23 protein-coding genes are annotated in these 24,825 nt (G+C 66.7%); 19 read left to right on the forward strand and 4 right to left on the reverse strand.

Translation table 11 applies throughout. The features are described 5' to 3' along the window. The first annotated feature begins 40 nt into the window (after positions 1 to 40). From IEY07_RS04710 to IEY07_RS04735, 6 genes are all read left to right on the forward strand, one after another. Entirely contained in the window at positions 41 to 304 is a 264-nt protein-coding gene (locus IEY07_RS04710; protein ID WP_188894024.1) for a PadR family transcriptional regulator, read from the forward strand. Positions 305 to 337: 33 nt separating this feature from the next. Then, entirely contained in the window at positions 338 to 631 is a 294-nt protein-coding gene (locus IEY07_RS04715) for a hypothetical protein (RefSeq protein ID WP_188894025.1), read from the forward strand. Continuing rightward, a complete protein-coding gene (locus tag IEY07_RS04720; protein WP_188894026.1) occupies positions 628 to 2,427 on the forward strand; it encodes a sulfatase in 1,800 nt (599 codons plus the stop codon). Before IEY07_RS04715 ends, IEY07_RS04720 begins: the two co-directional genes overlap by 4 nt. Then, on the forward strand, positions 2,424 to 2,621 hold the full coding sequence (locus IEY07_RS04725; protein ID WP_188894027.1) for a hypothetical protein: 198 nt from the start codon (positions 2,424 to 2,426) through the stop codon (positions 2,619 to 2,621). The genes IEY07_RS04720 and IEY07_RS04725 overlap by 4 nt, the downstream gene beginning before the upstream one ends. Positions 2,622 to 2,647: 26 nt before the next feature. Then, entirely contained in the window at positions 2,648 to 3,766 is a 1,119-nt protein-coding gene (locus tag IEY07_RS04730; protein WP_188894028.1) for an MFS transporter, read from the forward strand. Positions 3,767 to 3,847: 81 nt separating this feature from the next. Further along, the gene (locus IEY07_RS04735) at positions 3,848 to 4,234 is read left to right on the forward strand and encodes a DUF1304 domain-containing protein (RefSeq protein WP_188894029.1); all 387 of its coding nucleotides are present in this window, start codon (positions 3,848 to 3,850) and stop codon (positions 4,232 to 4,234) included. 1 nt (position 4,235) lies between these two features. On the opposite strand, the gene IEY07_RS04740 is transcribed toward IEY07_RS04735, so the two are convergent. Then, on the reverse strand, positions 4,236 to 5,090 hold the full coding sequence (locus tag IEY07_RS04740; RefSeq protein WP_188894030.1) for a PAC2 family protein: 855 nt from the start codon (positions 5,088 to 5,090) through the stop codon (positions 4,236 to 4,238). Between the two features lie 40 nt (positions 5,091 to 5,130). Here IEY07_RS04740 and IEY07_RS04745 point away from each other — a divergent pair, with 40 nt between their 5' ends. After that, positions 5,131 to 6,111, forward strand: coding sequence for a 2-hydroxyacid dehydrogenase (locus IEY07_RS04745; RefSeq protein ID WP_188894031.1), 981 nt, complete (start codon positions 5,131 to 5,133; stop codon positions 6,109 to 6,111). Between the two features lie 187 nt (positions 6,112 to 6,298). Here IEY07_RS04745 and IEY07_RS04750 read toward each other — a convergent pair whose 3' ends face one another. Both IEY07_RS04750 and metH read right to left on the reverse strand, forming a co-directional pair. Next, a complete protein-coding gene (locus IEY07_RS04750; RefSeq protein WP_188894032.1) occupies positions 6,299 to 7,672 on the reverse strand; it encodes an MFS transporter in 1,374 nt (457 codons plus the stop codon). A 39-nt stretch (positions 7,673 to 7,711) separates the two neighbouring features. Next, positions 7,712 to 11,518, reverse strand: coding sequence for a methionine synthase (metH, locus tag IEY07_RS04755; RefSeq protein ID WP_188894033.1), 3,807 nt, complete (start codon positions 11,516 to 11,518; stop codon positions 7,712 to 7,714). A gap of 190 nt (positions 11,519 to 11,708) precedes the next feature. Between metH and IEY07_RS04760 the strand changes: the two genes are divergently transcribed. The 4 genes from IEY07_RS04760 to arc all read left to right on the forward strand — a co-directional run bounded on the left by IEY07_RS04760 (position 11,709) and on the right by arc (position 16,893). Then, complete coding sequence (locus IEY07_RS04760) at positions 11,709 to 12,518, forward strand: HAD family hydrolase (RefSeq protein WP_188894034.1); 810 nt, start codon at positions 11,709 to 11,711, stop codon at positions 12,516 to 12,518. Further along, positions 12,508 to 14,061 (forward strand): ABC transporter substrate-binding protein, encoded by a 1,554-nt coding sequence (locus IEY07_RS04765; RefSeq protein ID WP_188894035.1) that lies wholly within the window; start codon positions 12,508 to 12,510, stop codon positions 14,059 to 14,061. The genes IEY07_RS04760 and IEY07_RS04765 overlap by 11 nt, the downstream gene beginning before the upstream one ends. Next, entirely contained in the window at positions 14,058 to 15,041 is a 984-nt protein-coding gene (locus tag IEY07_RS04770; protein ID WP_308422912.1) for a tRNA (adenine-N1)-methyltransferase, read from the forward strand. The genes IEY07_RS04765 and IEY07_RS04770 overlap by 4 nt, the downstream gene beginning before the upstream one ends. Positions 15,042 to 15,123: 82 nt before the next feature. Then, positions 15,124 to 16,893: a proteasome ATPase gene (gene arc / locus IEY07_RS04775; protein ID WP_188894036.1), complete on the forward strand. Its 1,770-nt coding sequence runs from the start codon at positions 15,124 to 15,126 to the stop codon at positions 16,891 to 16,893. A gap of 260 nt (positions 16,894 to 17,153) precedes the next feature. Here the strand turns inward: arc and IEY07_RS04780 are convergent, their stop codons facing one another. After that, positions 17,154 to 19,085 carry a hybrid sensor histidine kinase/response regulator gene (locus tag IEY07_RS04780; protein WP_229669719.1) on the reverse strand — a complete coding sequence of 644 codons (1,932 nt, stop codon included), beginning with the start codon at positions 19,083 to 19,085 and terminating at the stop codon, positions 17,154 to 17,156. Between the two features lie 129 nt (positions 19,086 to 19,214). Here IEY07_RS04780 and argG point away from each other — a divergent pair, with 129 nt between their 5' ends. The 8 genes from argG to IEY07_RS04820 all read left to right on the forward strand — a co-directional run bounded on the left by argG (position 19,215) and on the right by IEY07_RS04820 (position 24,796). Next, positions 19,215 to 20,627, forward strand: a complete 1,413-nt coding sequence (argG, locus tag IEY07_RS04785; protein WP_188894037.1) for an argininosuccinate synthase — start codon at positions 19,215 to 19,217, stop codon at positions 20,625 to 20,627. A gap of 22 nt (positions 20,628 to 20,649) precedes the next feature. Beyond that, positions 20,650 to 21,396 carry an SDR family oxidoreductase gene (locus IEY07_RS04790; protein WP_188894038.1) on the forward strand — a complete coding sequence of 249 codons (747 nt, stop codon included), beginning with the start codon at positions 20,650 to 20,652 and terminating at the stop codon, positions 21,394 to 21,396. A 117-nt stretch (positions 21,397 to 21,513) separates the two neighbouring features. Further along, the gene (ruvC, locus tag IEY07_RS04795; RefSeq protein WP_188894425.1) at positions 21,514 to 22,104 is read left to right on the forward strand and encodes a crossover junction endodeoxyribonuclease RuvC; all 591 of its coding nucleotides are present in this window, start codon (positions 21,514 to 21,516) and stop codon (positions 22,102 to 22,104) included. Continuing rightward, positions 22,104 to 22,718, forward strand: a complete 615-nt coding sequence (gene ruvA, locus IEY07_RS04800; protein WP_188894039.1) for a Holliday junction branch migration protein RuvA — start codon at positions 22,104 to 22,106, stop codon at positions 22,716 to 22,718. Before ruvC ends, ruvA begins: the two co-directional genes overlap by 1 nt. A gap of 14 nt (positions 22,719 to 22,732) precedes the next feature. Then, positions 22,733 to 22,894 (forward strand): hypothetical protein, encoded by a 162-nt coding sequence (locus IEY07_RS04805; RefSeq protein ID WP_188894040.1) that lies wholly within the window; start codon positions 22,733 to 22,735, stop codon positions 22,892 to 22,894. A gap of 83 nt (positions 22,895 to 22,977) precedes the next feature. Then, the gene (locus IEY07_RS04810; protein ID WP_188894041.1) at positions 22,978 to 23,136 is read left to right on the forward strand and encodes a hypothetical protein; all 159 of its coding nucleotides are present in this window, start codon (positions 22,978 to 22,980) and stop codon (positions 23,134 to 23,136) included. Positions 23,137 to 23,400: 264 nt separating this feature from the next. Next, positions 23,401 to 23,952 carry a RibD family protein gene (locus IEY07_RS04815; RefSeq protein WP_188894042.1) on the forward strand — a complete coding sequence of 184 codons (552 nt, stop codon included), beginning with the start codon at positions 23,401 to 23,403 and terminating at the stop codon, positions 23,950 to 23,952. 94 nt (positions 23,953 to 24,046) lie between these two features. Next, positions 24,047 to 24,796, forward strand: coding sequence for an SDR family oxidoreductase (locus IEY07_RS04820; protein ID WP_188894043.1), 750 nt, complete (start codon positions 24,047 to 24,049; stop codon positions 24,794 to 24,796). Positions 24,797 to 24,825: the final 29 nt, after the last annotated feature.

A 24,825-nucleotide genomic window follows, 5' to 3' on the forward strand; every position in this document is an offset into this window, starting at 1 on the left:
TTCTCACATATGAACTGATGCAGAACTGCGAACAGGGACGATGAAGTTCGAATACGTGATCTTGGGATTGCTGTCCTGGCGGCCCTTCAGCGGCTACGACCTGGCCAAACACCTCGAGGTCGAAGGCCGGTTCCTGAAGAACAAGGTGCACCTGAGTCAGGTCTACCGGCTGCTGGCACGGATGGTCGATTCCGGTTGGGTGCAGTACGAGGTCGTGGTCAACGACGGTCGACCGGACTCCAAGATCTACCGGCTGACCGATCTCGGAGTCGCCACCCTGACCGATTGGGTGCGCAGCCCGTAAGAGCCCTCCACACGCTTTCAGGACCCGGAGTTCATGGTGCGGTTCAACTTCGGTGGCCCGTTGGACAGGGACGCCTTGATCAGTCTGGTGCGAGTCGAGTTGGAGACCCGTCGCAACCAGGTGGCGAGATTCCGCACCCGGGATCGCAGCATCAAGGATCTGAGGCCGATCGACGGCGTGGACATCCATCTGGTGCAGCGGCTCAGTGACCTGGGGCATGAGCACGGTGCCTCGGCGATCGATCACTGGATCGCCTGGTTGCAACGGGTGCTGGACGAACTCGAGCAAGATCATCATCTGAATCGGACCAAGGAGCACAGCGCGTGAAGGCCATCATGGTCATGTTCGACACCCTGAATCGCAGGTTCCTGCCTCCCTACGGCAACGACTGGGTCCATGCGCCGAACTTCCGGCGGCTGGCTGAGCGGACGGCGACCTTCGACACGTGCTATGCGGGCAGCATGCCGTGCATGCCGGCCCGGCGGGAGATGCACTCGGGTCGGCACAACTTCCTGCATCGCGGCTGGGGCCCGCTGGAGCCGTATGACGACTCGATGCCGGAGATTCTGAAGGACAACGGGATCTACACGCACCTGGTGACCGATCACCAGCACTACTGGGAGGACGGCGGTGCGACCTACCACAATCGCTTCCGCAGTTACGAATTCTTCCGCGGCCAGGAGGGCGATGCCTGGAAGGGGCACGTAGCGGACCCGGAGATCCGCCCGAACCTGAAGGCGATACGTCCCTCGATGTTCCGGCAGGATGTGATCAACCGGCAGTATCTGACCGGGGTCGATGATCATCCGCAGACCAGGACCTTCGACGCCGGTCTGCACTTCATCCGTACCAATCATGATCAGGACGACTGGTTCTGCCAGATCGAGACCTTCGATCCGCACGAGCCGTTCTACAGCTTCGCCCAGCACAAGTCGCATTACCCGCACGACTACGACGGTCCGGACTTCGACTGGCCCGATTACAAGCAGGTGCTGGAATCCCCGGAGCAGACCGAGCACCTGCGCTACGAGTACGCCTCGCTGTTGTCGATGTGCGACGAGTCGCTGGGCCGGGTACTGGACACGATGGATGATCTTGACCTGTGGGAGGACACGATGCTGATCGTCTGCACTGATCACGGATTCCTGCTCGGCGAGCACGGCTGGTGGGGCAAGAACGTCCAGCCCTGGTATGACGAGACGATCCACACGCCGCTGTTCATCTGGGATCCGCGATCACGTGTGCAGGGCGAACGCCGCGCCGCCATGGTGCAGACGATCGACTTCGCGCCGACGCTGCTGGAGTACTTCGGCATCGACCGCACCCCGGACATGCTGGGCGTACCGCTGCGAGACGTTGTCGCCTCCGACCAGCCGGTGCGGGCGGCCGGCCTGTTCGGCGGATTCGGCGGCCACGTCAGCGTCACCGATGGTCGCTATGTCTACATGCGCGCCCCGGTTCGCGCGGACAACACCCCGCTGGTCGAACACACCCTGATGCCGACCCACATGCGTGGCCGCTTCACACCGGCCGAGCTTCGCGATGCCGAACTCGTGCCGCCGTTCGGATTCACCAAAGGCGTCCCGCTGCTGAAGGTCCCGGGGCAGGCGATGTCGAGCCCGTACGCCTTCGGCACCCTGCTGTTCGACCTGCAGTCGGATCCCGGGCAGGAACATCCGCTGCGGGACGACGAACTCGAACTGACGATGATCGATCACCTGGTGGGCCTGATGCGGATCAACGAGGCACCGGCCGAGCAGTACGAGCGCCTGGGCCTGCCAGCCGAGGGACCTGTCGGGCGCGAACATCTGTTGGTCGAACGGCAGTGGCCCCAGGTCGACGCGTCGCTGGCTGGACCGCCGGATCCGTCCGAGTATCCGTCCGGGCCGCTGAGCGCTCACACTCCGCTGCATCAGCTGCTCGCCGATCCCGACGCCCGAGCTGTCGTGATCCGGCACCTGCCCCAGGCAGCCGGCGAGCCATTGGCGTCGATCGGCCGGGACCTCTCACTGATCCAGATCGCGGCGTTCGCGATCGGACTGCTGCCGATTCCAGTGTTGACATCCCTGTCCGACGATCTCGCTGCACTGACGGTGCCGGCGGAGAAGGCTGATCGCAGATGACCATGAACGAGGCCACGCCCGTGGCACCGACATCGGCTGCCGAGCCGGAAGTGCGGGTGCCGCACCGGTGGCGCAATCTGGGCCTGATCACCGGCGGGTCCGTGATCGACAGCGGCGATACCTCGATCGTGCCCACGCTGTTCCCGACCCTGCAGAACGTGCTGCACGTCCAGCTGAGCGCGTTGGGAATCTGACAGCGCTGGGCAAGATCGTCGGTGTCGTGTCGGGCCCGTCCATCGTCTACCTCGCCCGCCGCACCAACCGTAAGGTCGTACTCGCGATCTTCTCCGGGTTGTGGGGCGGCTGGTCGATCCTGGCGGCACTCTCGCAGAACTACACCCAGCTGTTGATCATGTTGTTGATCGCAATGGCCGGCTATGCCGGAGCCGCACCGATCACCAACGAACTCTTCTCCGATCTCTTCGGTGATCGACGGCGCGGCCGGGTCGCCGGATACTTCTACGGGATCACCTCGCTCGTGGGCTCCGGGGTCGGGGCAGCGATCGGGCAGCTTTCCAAAGTAGAGAACGGCTGGCGGTACGGCCTGGCAGGTGCCGGTGGACTGGCGATGGTTTTCGGTGTCGCGATCCTGATCTTCTTCAGGGATCCGGGAGTCGGGGCGGCCGAGCCCGAGCTGAGCCACCTGAGCCGCAGTCAGCGGGATGCCGAGGGCAAGATCACCTGGAGCAGGGTGGCGCGGCTGGCCAGGACGCGCAGCTTCGTCCTGATGATGATCCAGCGACTGCTGTCCGGGCATCTGCTGATCCAGACCTTCGGCGTCACCTTCCTGGTCCAGGTGCGGCACTTCGACAACGCGACGGCTGCCCTGGTGACGCTGCCGTTCGGCTTCGGCTACTTCTGCGCCGCCGTATTCGTCAGCCGGCTGACCGATCGGATCCACCTGCGGCACCCGCGCTTCGGTCGGATCGGGAGCCTGCAGGTCGCCCAGTTCGGCTTCGCCGTGGTGGCCTTCGCCGCCACTCAGTTCGACTGGGGCTCGACGATCACGATCTACATCGGATTCTGGTTCCTGATGGGCGGTCTGCAGGGCATCAATCCCAGCCTCAACAGGCCGATCGTCATGTCGGTGGTCTCTCCCGAGTTGCGGGGCGCCGCGTTCGCCATCATGTTGTCGATCTTCGAAACAGCCGGCTGGGCGGTCTTCAACTACCTCGGCGGCAGGCTGGGGGACTCGATCGGTCTTCAACACACGTTCTTGTGGATCCTGGTGATCCTGATGATCGTCAACGCCGCCTTTGTGACGCTGTTGTACCGGCCGTACGCCCGTGACAGTGCAGCGGTACGCGACCTGCTTGCCCAGCGCGCCCGGCAGCACTGACCGCCCAGCGGCACCCAAGGCTCGGATTGACTAGGCTGGGATTGACTAGGTGGGACGCCGAGACCGATCTCAGGGGGCAGCGTGCTCGTGGCGGGGCTGATCGCGGCAGGCCTGGCCGCCGCGGTGCACGTCTACATCTTCTATCTGGAGGCGTTCGCCTGGACCCGACCGAGGACGCGGTCGACCTTCGGCACCAGCGAGCAGGAGGCGGTGACGACCAGGCCGCTGGCCTTCAACCAGGGCTTCTACAACCTGTTTCTGGCGATCGGCACGGTGATCGGCATCGTGGTCATCGCGGCGGCGTCCGAACCGGTCGGTTCCGGCCTGGTGCTGCTGGCCACCGGATCGATGCTGGCCGCAGCGATCGTGCTGGCCGGCTCGGATCCTACGAAGGCGCGGGCGGCCGCGGTGCAAGGCGCATTTCCGCTGATCGCGGTCGTACTGCTCCTGATCCACCTGGCCGGCTGAGCTACTGCTGGCGCCGCCGGCGCAGATAGCGTTCGAACTCGGCCGCGATCGCATCGCCACTGGCCTCGGGCAACTCGCTCTCGTCGCGCTGCTGCTCGAGGGCCTCGACGTATTCGGCCACCTCGGTGTCATCGGCGGCCAGCTCGTTCACTCCCCGTTCCCAGGCCCGAGCCAGCTCCGGCAGATCGCCGAGATCCAGCGACAGGTCAAGCAGGTCCTCCAACCGGTTCAGCAGCGCCAGGGTGCCCTTGGGCGAGGGCGGCGATGAAACGTAGTGCGGGATCGCGGCCCAGAGGCTGATCGTCTCGATGCCGACCTTGTCCAGGTGATCGTTGAGAATGCCCAGGATCCCCGTCGGACCCTCGTAGGTGTTGGCCTCCAGGCCGAGCTCCTCGGCGACGGTCGGATCACCGGAACTGGCCGAGACCGGGATCGGCCGGGTGTGCGGATGGTCGGCGAGCAGGGCGCCGACCAGGTAGACGCGCTGGACGCCTGCCGAGCGCAGCGCAGAGGTGAGCAGCTGGCAGAACTGTCGCCACCGGAAGTTGGGCTCCAGGCCCTGGATGATCACCAGGTCCCTCCCGTTGGGCAGTTTGCCGACCCGGATCTCGGTGGTCGGCCAGGCGATCCGCCGGGTCTCGCCGCTGCCGCGGACCTCGGGCCGGTTGACCTGGTAGTCGTAGAAGTCGTCGGGATCGAGTGAGAATGCCTGCGAGGTGTCGCAGGTCTCGGCGAGATGTTCGACGGTCTGGGAAGCGGCGCTGCCGGCATCGTTCCAACCGCCGAACGCCACGAACGCCACGGGATCGGTCAGACCCCGCAAGCCGCTGATCTGCGAAGGGTTTTCGTCGGCCATAGTGCTTCCAGCGTAGTCCCCGGATCCCTAGGATGCGTCGATGGACAAGCTGGTGGCCGTGATCACCGATGGCAATCTGCGCGGGCTGGCCGATGAGCTGCAGACGCTGGTCGGTGAAGAGGTCGAGTTGCGGTGGCCGTCCGGGCTGGAGCAGACGCGCGCCGCGCTGGCCGATGCCGATGCGATCGTCGGCGGGCGGTTCGATGCCGAACTGGCCTGTGTCGCGCCCCGGTTGCGGCTGGTCCAGGTGTCCGGTGCCGGGACCGACGGCGTCGATCGTACGGCGCTCGGACCCGATGTCGTGCTGGCGAACACCTATCACCACGAGGACGCCATGGCCGAGTACGCCATCTGGGCGGCCATCGGATTGCGCCGCGGGCTGCCGACCGCGGACGCCCAGCTCCGAGAGCAGCGGTGGACCTCGCCGGCCCAGGATCCAGGCCTGCCGCTGCCGCTCAGCCTGGCGGGCGCTCGCGTCGGTCTGTACGGCTTCGGTCACGTCGGCGAGCGGGCCTGGCGAGCGTTCGCATCCTTCGGCTCCCTGGGGGCCGCCGTGACCGGGCGCGGCAGCGTCGATGCCGCTGAGCACGGACTGCAGTGGGCCGGCGGACCGGACGAGTTGCTACGGCTCTGCGCGGAATCGGACATCCTGCTGGTCTCGCCTCCGCTGACCGCCGAGACCAGGGGAGCGGTCGGTGCCGCCGAGATCGATGTGCTCGGTCCCGACGGCATCCTGATCAACGTCGCCCGCGGGCCGGTCGTCGACGATCGGGCCTTGTACGAGGCCTTGCGCGACCACCGGCTCGGTGCGGCCGCGATCGATGTCTGGTACAACTACCCGCCGCCGGGGACCCGGTCCGGAGCGCCGGCGAGTCTGCCCTTCGCCGACCTCGACAACATTCTCATGACCCCGCACATCTCCGGGGTGGCTCGGGCCACCTTCGAAGGCAGGATCAGCGACATCGCCGCCAACCTGCTGGCGTTGCGGGCCGGGAGGCCGCTGATCAACCTGACGACCTAGGTCGGGCTCCACGCGGCGACGTTCGCTTCGCTTCGTACAGTCCTCGCTTCCCCATCATGCGCGCGCTTCCGTTGCCCGGGAAGCGGGCGCATGGAGCTGAAGCGGGGAGCTTGCAGTCGGGATCAGCGGGAAGCGAGAACCACCGACGCCGCGCCGAATCGAGGCGCGACCCGACAACCCGTCCCGGTCAATCGGCAGCGGCCGGCATCGGGTCCCCGTGTCGCGCATCCGCCTCGGCGAGCAGATCGCGGCCGCGGGTCTCGGGAGCCCAGACGGCAGTGACGAGTCCGATCGCGGCCAGGACCATCAGGTAGACCACCACCGGGATGAAGCTACCGGTCGCCGCCAGCAGGCCCTGGGCGATGAAGGGGCCGAAGCCGCCGACCGCGGCCGAGGTCTCGCGGCCGATCGCGACACCGGTGTAGCGATAGCGGCTGCCGAAGAGTTCGGGCAGGAAGGCCGACTGCACGCCGACGGTGCCCTCGACCGCGACAATGAAGCCGACCACGACGACGAGACCGACGATCAGGACGCTGCGGGTATGCAGGAGCAGGAACGCCGGATACGGCATCACCATCAGCATCGCGCAGATGACGATGTAGAGCGGCCGGCGCCCGAACCGGTCACTGAGCACGCCACCGGTGAAGGCCGAGATCATCGCGAAGATGCCGCCGATCAACAGCATCGGCGGCACCACGTCGGAGGGCATGTGCAGATCGTTCTCGATGTAGCTGCCGACGAACACCTGGTAGAAGTACGAATGCGCGATAGCGCCGATGTTGATGCCGAACACCCGGACGATCCCGCGCCAGCCGTTGCGGAAGGCCAGCCCGAGCGGCGTCCGCTCCCGCTCGACGATCTTGCCGCGCGACTTGGCCTCCTCGAAGACCGGTGATTCGCGGAGTCGGCGGCGGAAGATGTACGCCGCGATCGTGACCAGGATCGAGGACAGGAAGACGATCCGCCAGCCGATCGACTGGACCCGGTCGTCGGGCATCAGCTGGACGAGGATCCAGACCAGGGCACCGAGCACCGATCCGAGCGCGGCGCCGACGTAGACCAGCGACGCGTACCGGCCGCGCTTCGTTCGAGGCGCGGTCTCGGTCAACAGCACGATGCCACCGGCCTGCTCGGCACCGGAGCCGAAACCCTGCAGCAGCCGGCACAACGTCAGCAGGATCGGCGCGAGCACGCCGACGGTCCCGTAGGTCGGCAGCAGCCCGATCACGAAGGTCGCGGTGCCCATCAGGAACAACGTCCCGATCAGCACCCACTTACGGCCGATCCGGTCACCGAAGTGGGAGAAGAACAGCCCGCCCAACGGCCGCGCGACGAAACCGACGCCGTACGTCGCGAACGACGCCAGGATGCCGATCGCCGGGTTGAGGTTGGGAAAGAACAGCTTGTTGAACACCAGTGCGGCGGCGGTGCCGTAGATCACGAAGTCGTAGTTCTCCAGCGTGGTGCCGATCATGCCCGCCAGTGACGCTCGGCGCAGGGTCGATCGGTCCACGGTGAGCGATTCACTGATCGAATCGCCCGCACTCAGGTCTTCAGACATCGTCGTCTCCTCTTCGGTTGCCCCCGAAGAGCCGGACGGTCAGTTGCCCGGCGAATACCCGAGATTAGGGGAGAGCCACTTCTCGGCCTCCGCCAGGGTCCACCCCTTGCGATCCGCGTAGTCGGCGACCTGGTCCTTGCCGATCCGGCCGATCACGAAGTACTGCGACTGCGGATGGCTGAAATACAGGCCGCTGACCGAGGCGCCGGGCCACATCGCCATCGAGTCGGTCAGCTTGATGCCGACATGCGCCTCGACGTCCAGTAGCCCCCACAGGGTCTGCTTCTCGGTGTGTTCCGGGCAGGCCGGATAGCCGGGCGCGGGGCGGATGCCGGCGTACTGCTCCTTGATCAACTCCGTGTTGGACAACTGCTCGTCCGGCGCGTAGCCCCAGAACTCCATCCGAACGCGCTGGTGCATCCGCTCCGCGAACGCCTCGGCCAGCCGGTCGGCCAAGGATTCCAGCAGGATCGCGCTGTAGTCGTCCAGCGCCGCCTTGAATTCGGCGATCTTGGTCTCGATCCCGATCCCCGCCGTCACCGCGAAGCCGCCGACATAGTCGCGCAGCCCGGTTTCCTTGGGAGCAACGAAATCCGCCAACGACCGGTGCGGTACGCCGTCGCGATGCTCCGACTGCTGGCGCAGCTGCCGCAACGTCGCCCGTACGCTCGCCCGTCGCTCGTCGGCGTACACCTCGATGTCGTCGCCGACCGCGTTCGCCGGGAACAGGCCGATCACCGCCGAGGCGGTCAGCCAGCGTTCCTCGATGATCTTGTCGAGCATCTGCTGGGCGTCGTCCCAGAGCTTGCGGGCGGCCTCGCCGGAGGCCGGGTTGTTGAGGATGTCGGGGAACTTGCCCTTCAACTCCCAAGCATTGAAGAACGGCTGCCAGTCGATGTAGTCACGCAACTCCGCCACCGAATAGCTCTCGAACGTCTTCACATACTGGGTCGGCTGCTCCGGCGCGTGATAGTCGTCGGTGTGCCCGTCGCGGGCCTGCTGCAGCAGCAGATGCGGGCGCGGCGGACGGTAGTCGGACCAGTCGATCGGCGTCCGGTCGGCGCGGGCCTTTTCGAGCGGGAGCAGGGTCCGCTCGTTGTTGCGGCCGGCATGCCGCTCGCGCAGCGAGTCGTAGTCGGTCTTGAGCTCGGTGAGCAGGCCGGGGCGGCGTTCGTCGGAGAGTAGCCGGGAGACGACCGGGACGGACCGGGATGCGTCCTTCACCCAGATGACCGGCCCGTGGTAGGCCGGATCGATCTTGACCGCGGTATGGGCTCGGGACGTGGTCGCGCCGCCGATCAGCAACGGGATGTCAAGTCCCTGACGTTCCATCTCGGCCGCGAAGTTCGACATCTCGTCCAGCGACGGCGTGATCAGCCCCGACAGGCCGATGATGTCGGCGTCGTACTGCTTGGCGGCGTCCAGGATCTTCTGTGCCGGCACCATCACGCCGAGGTCGATGACCTCGTAGTTGTTGCACTGCAGCACCACGCCGACGATGTTCTTGCCGATGTCGTGCACATCGCCCTTCACCGTGGCCATCACGACGGTGCCGTTGGTGCCCTTGTCGTCGTCGGACTTCTCGGCCTCGATGTAGGGGATCAGGTAGGCGACCGCCTTCTTCATCACCCGTGCCGATTTCACCACCTGGGGCAGGAACATCTTGCCGGAGCCGAAGAGTTCGCCGACGACGTTCATGCCGTCCATCAGCGGGCCCTCGATGACCTCGAGCGGACGACCGCCGCGGTCGGCGATCTCGGCGCGCAGTTCCTCGGTGTCGGCCTCGACGTAGCTGTCGATTCCCTTCACCAGCGCATGCGAGATCCGCTCGGCGGCCGGCCTGGACCGCCACTCCTCGTCGACGACCTCTTTCTGGGTGCCGGTACCGGCGAACTCGCCGGCGATCTCCAGCAACCGGTCGGCCGCATCGGGGCGACGGTTCAAGATCACGTCCTCGATCCGCTCCCGCAGCTTGGGATCGACCTCGTCGTAGACGACCAGCGCGCCGGCGTTGACGATGCCCATCGTCAGTCCGGCCTTGATCGCGTGATAGAGGAAGACCGCGTGGATCGCTTCCCGGACGGCGTTGTTGCCGCGGAAGGAGAAGGACACGTTGGAGATGCCGCCACTGATCTTGGCGCCGGGCAGGTTCTGCCGGATCCAGCGGACGCCCTCGATGTAGTCGGTGCCGTAGGTGGCGTGCTCCTCGATACCGGTGGCGACCGCGAAGACGTTCGGATCGAAGATGATGTCGGACGGGTCGAAGCCGACCTGATCGACGAGGATGTCGTACGCCCGCCGACAGATCGTCTTACGACGTTCGAGATTGTCGGCCTGGCCCTGTTCGTCGAAGGCCATCACGACCACGGCCGCGCCGTACTTGCGGCACAGCCGGGCATGCTCGATGAAGGGCTCCTCACCCTCCTTGAGCGAGATCGAGTTGACGATCGACTTGCCCTGGACGTTCTTCAGGCCCTCTTCGATCACCTCCCATTTGGAGGAGTCGATCATCACCGGCACCCGGCTGATGTCGGGCTCGCTACCGATCAGCCGCAGGAAGCGCCGCATCGCGGCGAGGCCGTCGATCATGCCCTCGTCCATGTTGACGTCGATCACCTGGGCGCCGTTCTCGACCTGCTGGCGTGCCACGTCGAGTGCGGTGTTGTAGTCGCCGGTCTTGATCAACTTCCGGAACCGGGCCGAGCCGGTGATGTTGGTCCGCTCTCCGACGTTGACGAAGAGCGAGTCGTCGTCGATCGTGACCGGCTCCAGGCCGGACAGCCGCAGCGCCGGCTTCACCGCTGACGGCGTCCGGGGCTCGACGTCCTCGGTGATCTTGGCGATCGCGGCGATGTGGTCGGGCGTCGTGCCGCAGCAACCGCCGACCAGGTTGACGAATCCGGACCGGGCAAAATCGCCGACCGGGCCTGCGGTGTCGTCCGGACCCTCGTCGTATTCGCCGAAGGCATTGGGCAGACCGGCGTTCGGGTAGGCGTGCACGAAACAGTCCGCGACCCGGGACAGCTCGGCGACGTACGGCCGCATCTCGGCACCGCCGAGCGAACAGTTCAGTCCGACGATCAGCGGCCGGGCGTGGCGTACGGAATTCCAGAAGGCCTCGGTGACCTGACCGGTCAGCGTCCGGCCGGAGGCGTCGGTGATCGTCCCGGAGATGATCACCGGCCAACGCCGTCCGAGCTCTTCGAAGATCGTCTCGACCGCGAAGATCGCGGCCTTGGCATTGAGGGTGTCGAAGATCGTTTCGATCTGCAGGATGTCCGCGCCACCGTCGAGCAGACCGCGGATCTGCTCCAGGTAGGCGGCGACGATCTGATCGAAATCGATGTTGCGGGCGCCAGGGTCGTTGACGTCGGGGGAGATCGACGCGGTCCGGTTCAGCGGACCGAGGGCCCCGGCCACATAGCGGGGCCGGTCCGGGATCCGGGCCGTCATCGCGTCACAGGCCTCGCGTGCCAGCCGGGCAGCCGCAACGTTGAGCTCGTAGGCGAGCTCCTCCATGCCGTAGTCCGCCAGCGACACCCGCTGGGCGTTGAAGGTGTCGGTCTCGACGATGTCGGCGCCGGCCTCGAGGTAGGCGGTGTGGATGTCGCGGATGACGTCGGGCTGGGTCAGGACCAGCAGGTCGTTGTTGCCCTGGACGTCGCGGTGCCAATCGGCGAACCGCTCACCGCGGTAGTCGGCCTCGCTGAATTTGTGCCGCTGCACCATGGTCCCCATCGCGCCGTCCAGAACTAGGATCCGCTGCTGCAGTGCAGCGGTCAGCTCGGCCGTCGCGTCCGGACGGTGTCCGTCCGCGACACGGAGATCGGTGCCATGATCGACCACGGGTGAACCTCGTTCAGGTCTTGGATGCCTCAGGTGCTCGGGTGGACGCCCAGTCTAGGGCCGGGTCTCAGCGGGGCGCCGGACTTTCCGGCCGTCGGGAATGTCCGCCCCGGGCTCTCCGTGACGTCAACGCCGGGGCGGGTGGCAGGAATTCCGGCCACCGCCCGGTCTTTGCGAGAATGGGCCTGCCATGACCGATCCCGTAGCTGAAGCGCCAGCCGACCAGACCCATTCTCCCGAGACCGCGACGCTGACCGAGGAGACGCCGAGACCGGGCGGCCTGGCTGCAGCGCTCTGGGATTTCGACGGCACCCTCGCCGACACCGAGCCGATCTGGATCGCCGCGGAATACGAGCTGATTCCCCGGCTCGGCGGCGAGTGGAACGACCACCATGCCCACCAGCTGGTCGGCAACGACCTGATCGACTCGGGCACCTACATCGCCCAGGTGATCGGTCGCGACGATCTGTCGCCGGCCTGGATCGTCGAGCAGCTGTTGCAGCAGGTGGTCGAATACTGCCGGACCAATCCGATTCCGTGGCGGCCCGGAGCTGTGGAGCTGCTGGAGTCGCTGCGGGCGACCGGGATCCCGTGCGCGTTGGTGTCGGCGTCCTACCGGGAGCTGCTGGACGTGATCATCGGGCGGCTGCCCGAGGGGTCGTTTGTCACCTCGGTGGCCGGCGATGAGGTGACCCGCGGCAAGCCGGATCCCGAGCCGTACCTGCTGGCGTGTGAGAAGCTCGGCGTTCGCCCGCAGGACTGCGTCGTATTGGAGGACAGCCCGCCAGGGTCGCGGTCGGGACACGATGCGGGCGCGACGGTCGTCGTGATCGAGAATTTCGTGCCGGTGCCCGAGCTGCCCAATCAGATCCGCGTACAGTCCCTGGAGGAGTTGGACGCGACCTCACTGACCGAGCTGGTGGCGCGCTCCGCTGGGGGGCGAGCCCATGATCGCGTTGACACCCCAGAGATCGACCGCCGCGGCGCCGATGCGTTCTGAACTCCACCGAAGCAACCTGAACCGATTCTCTCGGAGACGCTCCTGGGCCGGTGTCGGCGTCGCGCTCGCCATGGTGCTGGCGTTGATCACCGGTTGCACCGGGCAGGCCGGCGACCCGAAGCCTTCACCCACGGCCAGCCCGACCCCGCGGCGGCCGTTCACGATCATGACCACCGACAGGATCGCCACCGCCGATCCGGCGGCAGTGGCCGACACCGGGTCGACGATGCTGACCGGCAACGTGTTCCAGCGGCTGATGACCATGGATCCGACCCAGCCGCAGCTCAAGCAGTTGAAGCCCGATGCCGCACAGGACTGTGAATATCCGACCAAGACCGTCTACGAATGCGTCCTGCGGTCCGGGCTGAAATTCAGCAACGGCGACCCCTTGACGTCCAAGGACGTCAAATTCAGCATCGAGCGCGCACTGCGGCTCGACGTGGCCGGCTCGTCGGCGTCGCTGATGAGTTCGGTACGCAAGGTCGAGACTCCTGATCCGCTGACCGTACGCTTCGTGCTGAGCCGATACGACACCCAGTTCGCGGCCGCGATCGCCTCCCCGGCGGCCTCGATCGTCGACTCGAAGGTCTACAACCCCGACCGGATCGAGACCAATTCCGAACCGGTGGTCGGCTCCGGACCCTTCAAGGTCATCTCGCTGACCAAGGACCAGCTGGAGCTGGGGAAGTATCTCGGCTACGAGGGCGCTGCGGCGGCAAAGGTCGGCAGTGCGGTGATCAAGACGATGCCGGACTCGGCCAGCATCGAGGATGCAATGGCCAAGCACGAGACCGATGTGGTGTGGCGTGGTCTGAGCTCGGCCGCCCAGCAGCGGCTGGAGAGCCAGCTGTCCGGCTCCAAGCAGAGGACCACGAAGGCCGGCTTCAGCCAGCTCATTCTGCCGGGCGGCCGGGTGGAGCAGCTGATCTGGAATCCGGGTTCGTCGCGGCGCGGGTCGACGGCTCTGCGTGACGTCATCGCCGGGGCGCTGCAGGAGGACCGGACCCTGGACTCGGTGGTGCCGACGAATGTTCCGGGGCATCGCGCGTCCTTCCCGCTCGGCGGCAAGGCCGACATGAAGATCACCTGGGACAACCGGATCCGACTGACCCTCGGCTACGATCCGACCGCACCCAACAGCCTTGATCTGGCCACCCAGATCCGCACCCGGCTGGAGGAGACGGGCGGCCTGAGCGTCCTGCTCCGTCCCAATGATCCCGGCGCGGACCTCCAGCTGGTCGACAGGAAGGCCTGGACCTCGACGGGGATCGCCTGGCTGCAGCCGGTGATCGACGACCCGCTGAAGCCGGAGCAGGCCGCCATCGAGACTGCTCTGCACAAGGCGCAAGAGGCGCCGAACGCCACCCCGCAGCTGACGGCGGCGCTGGCCGAGCTCCAGCAGGCCGCCGCCCAGGAGAAGACGGTGCTGCCGATCTCGCAAGGCCCGGAGTATGTCTACCTCGGGCCGCATGTCACCGCGACCGCCAACGCCTTCGGACCGGGCTGGCAGCTCGGCCTGTGGGGCTTCACGATTCAGAATTGAGCCAGCGACTGATGAACGACCCCGCAGTGAGCGGATTCCCCGACCCGGCCGACTACTCCGGAGTCCGGACCGGCCCGTTGCAGGTGGGCGAGCGGGTCACGCTCACCGATCCGAAGGGCCGCCGGCATTCGGTGGTTCTGGCCGCCGGGCAGCGCTTCCACACGGCCAAGGGCGCCATCGAACACGACGACCTGATCGGCGGGCCGGAGGGCGTGGTGGTGACCTCGGTCGGCGGCGTCGCCTATCTGGCGCTGCGGCCGCTGCTCGGTGAATTCACCGTCGGCATGCCGCGCGGCGCGCAGGTGGTCTATCCCAAGGACGCCGCCCAGATCGTGGTCGGGGCCGACATCTTCCCGGGCGCCCGGGTGCTGGAAGCCGGAGCGGGATCGGGAGCCCTGAGCCTGGCCCTGTTGCGGGCGATCGGCCCGACCGGGCGGCTGACGTCGTACGAGCGCCGTGAGGATTTCGCCGCCGTCGCGGCGAAGAACGTCCGCAACTTCCTCGGCACCGAGCACCCGGCGTGGGACTTGCGGGTCGGTGACCTCACGGTCGCCCTGGGCGCCGGCGAGGGTGCGGACCCAGGTGCGCCGGAGCAGGTCGACCGGGTGGTGCTGGACATGCTGGCGCCGTGGGAATGCGTCGACACGATCGCCGAGCGGCTGGTGCCGGGCGGGGTGATCTGCTGCTATGTGGCGACCACCACCCAGCTGGGCCGGATCACCGAGACGTTGCGGGTGCACGGCGGATTCACCGAGCCGGAGGCTTCGGAATCGATGATCCGGGACTGGCATGTGGAGGGTCTGTCGATCCGGCCGGCACACCGGATGGTCGGGCATACGGGATTCCTGCTGACCTCGCGTCGACTGGCGCCCGGCGTCGTGGCGCCAACCCGCAAGCGGCGGCCGGCACCTGGTGCGTACGGAGAGGATTACACCGGGCCGCGTCGGGCCGAACCGGCTGCGGGCGGAACCGAAACGTAACACAATCGAGCGTCTCAGCCCGCCGAAATGACCCTTGGTGCGCGGGTGGCCGCGGGTACTGTTTCGTCATGGAGGTGTCCAGATGACTGAAACACCCGACCGTCGGAACCGGCACGACCAGGAGTCCGAGGGGCACGAGCCCGAGGATGTTCTGCTGAATCGGATCGGGCAACTGAATGACGAAGTGGACCGGCTGCGGGATCGGATTTCATCCCATCCGCACGACCTCGCGATGATCGAGCGGAGGCTTGCCGACGCCCGGGCCGATGTCCGAGCGGCCTCGGCGAACAACGAACGACTCGCGGCCACGCTGCGGGAGGCGCGCGAACAGATCATCTCGCTGAAGGCCGAGGTCGATCGGCTTGCGCAACCGCCGGCCAGCTTCGGCGTTTACCTCGGGCCCGTCGACGAGGCGACCGCAGACATCTGGACCTCGGGACGCAAGATGCGGGTCAGCGTCAGCCCCGAGGCCATCGAGAAGCTCGAGCCCGGTCGCGAAGTGATCCTCAACGAGGCGCTGAATGTGGTCGGCGTGCTCGACTTCGACGAGGTCGGCGAGGTGGTCAGCCTCAAGGAGGTCATGTCCGACGGCGAGCGGGCGCTGATCATCGGCCACGGTGACGAGGAGAGCGTCGTCCGGCTCGCCGACCAGTTGCGATCGGAGCGGCTGCGCGCCGGTGACTCGCTGCTGGTCGACCGCCGGGTGCATTTCGCCTACGAGCGGGTGCCGAAGATGGAGGTCGAGGAACTGGTCCTTGAGGACGTTCCCGACATCGGCTACGAGGAGATCGGCGGACTGCGCGGCCAGATCGACGCGATCCGCGATGCGGTGGAGCTGCCGTTCCTCTACAAGGACCTGTTCGCCGAGCACGAGCTGAAGGCGCCGAAGGGCATCCTGCTCTACGGCCCGCCCGGCTGTGGCAAGACCATGATCGCCAAGGCGGTCGCGAACTCGCTGGCCAAGAAGGTCACCGAGCGGACCGGCCGCGAGGGGCGCAGCTTCTTCCTGAACATCAAGGGGCCGGAGCTGCTCAACAAGTATGTCGGCGAGACCGAGCGGCACATCCGGCTGGTGTTCCAGCGGGCTCGGGAGAAGGCCACCGACGGCATGCCGGTGATCGTCTTCTTCGACGAGATGGACTCGCTCTTCCGGACCCGCGGCACCGGAGTCTCCTCCGACGTCGAGAACACCATAGTGCCTCAGCTGTTGAGCGAGATCGACGGCGTCGAGGGCATGGAGAATGTGATCATCATCGGCGCGTCCAACCGCGAGGACATGATCGATCCGGCGATCCTGCGACCGGGACGGCTGGATGTCAAGATCAAGATCGAACGTCCGGACGCCGAGGCCGCCCGGGACATCTTCAGCAAGTACCTGACGCCGACTTTGCCGTTGCACGACGAGGATCTCAAGGAGTTCGACGGCGACCGGCAGCGGACCGTCGACGCGATGGTCGAGCGCACGGTCGCACGGATGTACGACGACTCCGAGGAGAACCAGTTCCTCGAGGTCACGTACGCCGGTGGGGACAAGGAGATCTTGTACTTCAAGGACTTCAACTCCGGTGCGATGATCCACAACATCGTCGACCGGGCCAAGAAGATGGCGATCAAGGACTTCCGCGACACCGGCAACAAGGGGCTGCGGATCGGTCACCTGATGCAGGCGATCGTCGACGAGTTCGCGGAGAACGAGGACCTGCCGAACACCACGAACCCAGACGACTGGGCCAAGATCAGCGGCAAGAAGGGAGAGCGGATCGTCTTCATCCGTACGCTGATCTCCTCCAACAAGGGCACCCAGCCGGGGCGGTCGATCGACACGGTCTCCAACACCGGGCAGTACTTGTAGGCGTCCGTCTGGGTGCCGCTGCCGCGAGCTGGTCTGGCCGGGTTGCGTTCGGGGGGACGACCCCTCGACCCCCGGACCGGTGGCGTCCATAGATGTCGTTGCGGCGCGGTTGCTCCGCGGGCTCCGCAACCGCCTCGCTTCGCTCGCGGGGTGGGCCGGGTTCGGGGCGGCGGTCGGTCGGCGGTGGCGAAAAGGTCGTGACAACGCGAGCGTGCAGTCTCGTACGGCCGTAGGGCGATCGGGGCCGGATTTCCAGCCGGCTAGCGGCGGGGAAGGGTGAGCACGAATCTGCCTGGTTCGGTGTCGTCTGCGGACCGGTACTCGGCCTCGCCACCGTGGATCCGGCAGATCTCCCGGACGACGTAGAGACCGAGGCCGGCGCCCCCGCTGCCAGGGCCCGAGACGAAGCGGTCGAAGAGCCGGTCCTGGACACCCGGATCGACACCCCGACCGGCATCGCTGACAGTGATCACGACATCGTGCCCGGACTCGGCGGCCGGAGCAGTGTCCGGGCCTGCGTCGGCGATCGGGACGGCCCCTGCGTCGGCGGTGATCGCGATCGGCGGACGGCCGTGTCGGATCGCATTGCTGATCAGGTTGTCGATGGCCTGGCCGAGGCGTACGGAATCGACCGTGATCATGGTCTCGAGGTCGCCGTCGACCGTGATCGAGACCTCGGGATGGACGATCCGGGCGCGTTCGGCGGCGCCGGAGAGCAGCGTGTGCAGACTGATCGGGGCGCGGTGCAGGGCCAGCGTCTCGGCATCGAGTCGCGAGGCCGTGAGCAGGTCGGCCGACATCTGGTGCAACTGCCGGGTGCTGGTGCGGACGCCCGCGAGCAGTTGTTCGCGCTCGTCCGGATCGAGTTGATCATGCTGAAGCACAGTCTCCACCGACCCGTCGATGACCGCAGCAGGAGTGCGCAGTTCGTGCCCGGTAACGGCGAGCAGTCGACGCTGCAATTCGATCACATGTTCTCGGTTCTCGTCCGCCACCCGACGCTCGGTCTGGTCCCGGGTGACCTTGGCGAAGCCGATGTGGCGCTTCTGGCGGTCGACGACGGCCGTGATCACGACGCTGGCCCAGAATCGGCTGCCGTCCTTGCGGATGCGCCAGCCCTCCTCGGCGTAGCTGCCTTTCTCCAGAGCCACCTGCAGCTCGTACTCGGGGTGTCGTTCGCGTTGTCGATCTTCGGGATAGAAGACCCGGAAGTGCTGGCCGACGATCTCCTCGGTGCGATATCCCTTGATCCGCTGGGCGCCGGGGTTCCAGCTGGAGACCCGGCCCTCGGTGTCCAGCATGAAGATCGCGTACTCCTCGACTGCATCGATCAGTAGCTGGAAGCGCTCTTCGCTGCGCCGGAATCGGTCTTCGGCAGCGCGTTGCGCCGTGATGTCCTGGACCTGGAGCAGGGCATAGAGGGCGGCGCCTTCGCGATCGCGAACCGGGGCGACGGTAGCCCGGGCGATGTGCGGATCGGCGTAGCCGGCGATCTCGTGTTCGAAGCTGGCCAGCGACTGTCCCGTACGGATCTGCTCGAGACTGCTGTCCAGTGCAGCGCCCTGGCCGCAGGTGAACTGTCCGTAGTCGAGCCCGACCAGATCGGCGGCGTCGCAATGCAGCAGGGCGGCCAGTGCCGCGTTGGCGCGCACCACGCTGCCGTTGAGGGTGAGGGTTGCCATGCCGATGGCAGCGACGTCGAACACCTCGCGATATCGCTCGAGGTGTTCGTTGAGGACCTCTTGGTCGTGGCCGTCGCCGGCGTCACGACGGCTCCCGGCGATCATCCGCAGGCGAGCAGTCCGCGCCTGCGGCTCGGCTCCTGCGATCTTGGCCAATCGGTCCGGGAGCTGGTCGATCGGGAACGACTTCTCCACGAAGTCCACCGCCCCCAGCTCCAGCGCGACGTCGGCCAGGCTGCGGCCCTCGAAGCCGGTGTACATCACGACCCGGGTCTCGGGGGCGACGGTCATGATGCCGGGCAACGCCTCAAGTCCGTCCATGCCCGGCATGGATGTGTCCAGCAACAACAGCGTCGGCTGGTGTTGGTAGGCCAGCCCGATTGCTTCGGTGCCGTCCTTCCCGTCGCCGACCACGTCGAACATCCCCGAGCGGTGCAGCCTCAATCGCACCAGCCGCCGGAGCCCGTCGGAGTCATCCACCACGACCACCGTCGGCAGTCCCGATGTCACGCAGTGCCTCCTGAGTTCGTCCGAACAGAGCGCGGGCGGACCCCAGTTACCCACTCGTCGGCCATGCACTCACACCGTCTCAGGCCGGTGATTGTGCATATCCATTCCTGATGCTGCATAATCATGCGCATGTCCAAGGTGCTCAGCTCCCTCCCGGTCGGCCAGCGGGTCGGCATCGCGTTCTCCGGCGGCCTCGACACCTCGGTGGCTGTCGCGTGGATGCGCGACAAGGGCGCCGTCCCGTGCACCTACACTGCCGACCTCGGACAATACGACGAGCCCGATATCGCCTCGGTGCCGGGCCGCGCAGCGCAGTACGGCGCCGAGCTCTCCCGGCTGGTCGACTGCCGGCAGCAGCTGGTCGAGGAGGGCCTGGCTGCGATCGCCTGCGGCGCCTTCCACATCCGCTCCGGCGGCCGGACCTACTTCAACACCACGCCCCTGGGCCGGGCAGTGACCGGGACGCTGCTGGTGCGCGCGATGGCCGAGGACTCGGTCTCGATCTGGGGCGACGGCTCGACCTTCAAGGGCAATGACATCGAGCGCTTCTACCGGTACGGCCTGCTGGCCAATCCGGGGCTGCGGATCTACAAGCCGTGGCTGGATGCGGACTTCGTGACCGAGCTGGGCGGCCGCAAGGAGATGTCGGAGTGGCTTGTCGCTCATGACCTGCCGTACCGGGACAGTACAGAGAAGGCGTACTCCACCGACGCCAACATCCTTGGCGCGACCCATGAGGCCAAGCAGCTGGAGCATCTGGACGCGTCGATCGAGATCGTCGAGCCGATCATGGGCGTGAAGTACTGGGACCAGTCTGTGCTGGTCGACCCGGAGGACGTCGAGATCACTTTCGAGCACGGCCGTCCGATCGAGATCAACGGTAAGGCCTACGCCGACGTTGTCGATCTCTTCAGCGAAGCGAATGCCATCGGTGGACGGCACGGGCTCGGGATGTCCGACCAGATCGAGAACCGGATCATCGAGGCCAAGTCCCGCGGCATCTACGAGGCGCCGGGGATGGCGCTGCTCTACATCGCCTACGAGCGGTTGATCAACGCCATCCACAACGAGGACACGGTCGCCTCGTACCACAACGAGGGCAGGAAACTCGGGCGACTGCTGTACGAGGGCAGATGGTTCGATCCGCAGTCATTGATGATCCGCGACGGACTGCTGCGCTGGGTCGCCTCTGCGGTCACCGGCACGGTGACGCTGCGGCTGCGGCGCGGTGAGGACTACTCGGTGATCAACACCGAGGGCCCGGCCTTCTCCTACCATCCGGACAAGCTGTCGATGGAGCGTACCGAGGACGCCGCCTTCGGCCCGACCGACCGGATCGGCCAGCTGACGATGCGCAACCTCGACATCGCCGATACCCGGACCAAGCTGGAGTTCTACGCAGGCCTCGGCGCCCTGCCTGAGCGCGATACCAACCTGGTCGGCACCCTCGAGCCCGGCGGTGCCGACGCGATCGCCGAGAATCCAGCGGCACAGGAGGAAGACGCGCTCGACCGCGCCGCGATCGAGTCCGGAGTCGATTAGCTGACAGTGGCATGATCACCACATGGTTGATCAAGGTGTAGCAGTCGTCACCGGCGCGGGCTCGGGGTTAGGGCGCGCAACGTCGATCGCTCTGGTCGAGGCCGGATTCAAGGTCGCGTTGCTCGGACGGCACCGTGACACCCTGGAGGAGACCGCAGGCCTGGCCGGCGGAGAGACTCTGGTGCTGCCGGCCGACATCTCGCTGCCTGCCGACGTGGAAGCCGCGTTCGCAGCGGTGGTCGCGGACTGGGGTCGGATCGACCTGCTCTACAACAATGCCGGACGGTTCGGGCCGACCGGTGATGTCGACGAGGTCGAGATCGACGACTGGGTTGCCTCGGTTGCGACCAACCTGACCGGCACGTACCTCTGCTCGCGGGCCGCGTTCGCCCAGATGAAGAGACAGGACCCGCAGGGCGGCCGGATCATCAACAACGGCTCGATCTCGGCCCATGCACCGCGGCCAGGCAGTTCGGCGTACACGGCGACCAAGCACGCGATCGCCGGGCTGACCAAGTCGCTGTCGCTGGACGGGCGACCGTACCGGATCGCCTGCGGTCAGATCGACATCGGCAACGCGGCTACCAGGATCACCGCCGGGATCGGCGAGGCGACCCGGCAGGCGGACGGGTCGATGCGGGCCGAACCGACCTTCGACTCCCGGTACGCCGCCGAGGCCGTGGTGCAGATGGCGCTCCTGCCACTGGACGTCAACGTCCAGACGATGACGATCATGGCGACCAACATGCCGTTCATCGGCCGCGGCTGAGCATCGAGCTGATCTGTCCCCGGCGACACGCCCACGCGGGACCGGCACGGACCGGACCGGCTGGGATACCGTGCGAACGTCTGTTCGGATCCATCCGGATCCGTCGTGGGAGGTTCTGTGCGCGTCCTGGGGATCGATCCCGGCCTGACCCGGTGTGGCTTCGGCGTCGTGGACGGCACGGTCGGACGGAGTCCCGGCCTGGTCGCGGTCGACGTCGTCCGCACCGACGCCAGCAGTGAGGTCGCGCAGCGGCTGTTGCGGCTTGAGGTCGCATTCGAGGAGTGGGTGGTGAAGTACCGGCCGGACGTGGTCGCGGTCGAGCGGGTCTTCGCCCAGCACAACGTCCAGACCGTGATGGGGACCGCGCAGGCCGCCGGGGTCGCGATGCTGGTGGCTGCCCGGCACCAGCTGCCGGTCGCGCTGCACACACCCAGCGAGGTCAAGGCCGCGATCACCGGTTCCGGGCGGGCCGACAAGGCCCAGGTCGGGGCGATGGTGACACGGATTCTGCGGCTGGACGAGACGCCGAAACCCGCGGATGCCGCCGACGCCCTGGCGTTGGCGATCTGTCACGTCTGGCGCGGTTCGGCCGGTGACAAGATCAGCCGGGCGACCGATCAGGCTGCCCAGCTGGCCGCCCGGCAGCGGAGGGCGTACGCCTTGGCCCGGCGCACGCTGCCCACCGACCTGAATTCACGAGGAGTCTGATGATCGCGCAAGTCACCGGGAGCGTTGTCGCCGTCGGCGCGACCTGGGCGGTCGTCGACGTGGGTGGCATCGGGATCAAGACCCTGTGCGGACCCAACACGACGGCTGAGCTGCGGCACGGGCAGCAGGCGACGCTGGCGACCTCGCTGGTCGTCCGGGAGGACTCGCTGACCCTGTACGGCTTCGGCACGGCCGAGGAACGCGATTTCTTCGAGCTGCTGATGACGGCCTCCGGGGTCGGTCCGAAGCTGGCCCAGGCTGCACTGGCGGTGTTGACTCCGGATGATCTTCGGCAGGCGATCGTGACCGAGAATCTGGTCGCCCTGACCAAGGTGCCAGGGGTCGGGCGCAAGGGTGCCCAGCGGATCGTGATCGAGTTGAAGGACAAGGTGAATGCCGTCCTGGCCGGCCGGCCGAATGACGCGCCCGGTCCCGAGCCCGTGCCGACCGCCGAGTGGCGTGATCAGGTCAGCCAAGGTCTGCAGGGCCTCGGCTGGTCGGCCAAGGACGCCGAGGCCGCGTGCAGCCGCGTGGAACACCTGGCCGAGGAGGACTCGTCGGTGAGCGTGGCCGTGTTGATGCGGGCCGCGCTGCAAACACTGGCACGACCCTGAATAGGTTGGGGATCGTGGCGCACTCCGAACCAACCAAGGACGTACCGGACAACGCGGCGGAGTGGCGGCACGGCAGTTTCACGGCCAGGTCGGTTCAGCACAAGTCCGGATTCCTCAACCGACGCACGGTTCCCGGACTCGACATCACGGTCGGTCACGAGGGATCGGCTTCCTGAATCGTGAACTGGCGGACTTCTTCGACGGCCGTACGGACAATCTCGAAGCATCGTTCGGCGGTGCACTCTTTTACCTGTACCGGGTGAACGACGCTCTGCCGCCGGCCGGTGGCAAGCCGCTGGAGGGTGTGCCGGTGGGGTCGATCACCGTGCTCGCGGCTTCGGGGCACGTCCTTGCCCCGCTGGTCGTCCTGCCCCCGTACGAAGCCGGCGACTTCAGCCGCTGGTTCGCGGCATTGTGATCGGCGCCGTGCCGTGATCGAACTGGTTCCGTAGGATCACGCTCGGGACTATCTCGCTTTTCGCGACTAACTGCGGGCCATCCGGCCGAGGTCGAGAGGTGCGCAGCTGCCACGCTTCGGCTTCTGCGGGATAGCCATGTGATCCTGCTTGGTACGTCGACAACAGGGTCTGATTCGTCGACGCGAACTGGTCGCAGTGTCGGAGGCGGCTGGTAGGCAAGGGGCGAGCGGGCATGACCCGGACCTGAGCCGAAGGAGGCTGCGATGCAGCGGCCACGCGTCATCGTCAGTGTTGGGGCAAGCGCGGACGGCAAGGTCGCGCTGACGCGGAGGCAGATCCTGATGGGGACCACCAGCGGCGAATTGTGGTTCACCACTGTCGACGGGCGTGGACGCGTGCGATGGGACGAAGATCACGAGAACTGGGACATCCTGGTGCTGGTCTGCCGCTCCACGCCACCCGAATACTTGGCCTACCTGCGCAGGCGGAGCATCTGCTATCTGGTCGCGGGTGATGATCGCGTCGATCTGACCCGAGCGATCACAGCGATGGCCACTGAACTCGGCATCACCTGCGTGCTCTCGACCGCGGGTGGCGGCCTCCAGGGTGCTCTGTTGCGCGAGGGACTGATCGATGAGTTGTACGTGTCGATCGCCCCGGCGCTGGTAGGCGGGCTCGGGACGCCGACGATCATGGACGGCCGACCATTGGACATCGGTGAGGCGCCGACCCCGCTCCATCTGCTCTCGGTGCACACCGACACGGCTGGCACCGTCAGACTGCACTACGAGGTGATGCGGGATTCGACCAGCTGATGCGCCGGAGCGCAGCTACGCCCTGCACCACTGTTGGTGTGCGAGCACCGCGCGGCTCGGACGCGTCGGGACCCACGGATGAAAGGGTGGGCGGATGAAGATCGCGGTGGCAGGAAGTAGCGGATTGATCGGTTCGCAGGTGTGTCGTCTTACCGAAGCGTCCGGGCACCAGATCGTGAGGATGAGCCGTACCGACGGGATCGATCTTCTGGATGTGGAAGCCGTCACGAAGGCGTTGACGGGCGTGGAGGCCGTTATCGACGTGTCCCGTCCGGCCCAGATGGAGCTGTCCGCTGCGCGAAACTTCTTCGAAATGGTCGCACGGAATCTTGGCGACGCCGGCCGCGCGACGGGGGTCCAGCGGACGGTTGTGCTGTCGATCGTCGGCATCGAAGACGGTCAGGACTACGACTGGTACATCGCGACCCTCGCGCATGAGCAGGCAATACGTGATCATGCTCCGGGCGCGCGGGTGCTGCGTACCACCCAGTTCCACGAGTTCCCGGGCCAGGCCCTGCAGCGGGCTCTGGTTGGGCGGGAGCCGACCGGGACCGTCGAGATCATGGATGTTCCGACACAACCGGTGGACTCCGCCGAGGTCGCACGGGCGCTGCTCGAAATCGCGATCGACCCCGATGCCGGCAGCCGCCAGCTTGCCGGGCCTCAGCAGGAGCGACTGGTCGACCTCGTACGAGAGCTGGTTGTGCACGACGGGCTGGACCTGACCGTGCTGCCCGGTCCCGCCCCGGCGGTGAGCATGGCCGCCGGCTCGATGCTGCCCGGGCCGGACGTGCCGACCGCCGGCGTCGATTGGCACACCTGGCTGCGCGATCGCCGCGGCTGAACAGAAACCGTTCTTATCAGGAGTGACTG

Source organism: Microlunatus endophyticus (assembly GCF_014646195.1).
In the GTDB taxonomy this organism is placed as follows: Bacteria; Actinomycetota; Actinomycetes; order Propionibacteriales; family Propionibacteriaceae; genus Microlunatus; species Microlunatus endophyticus.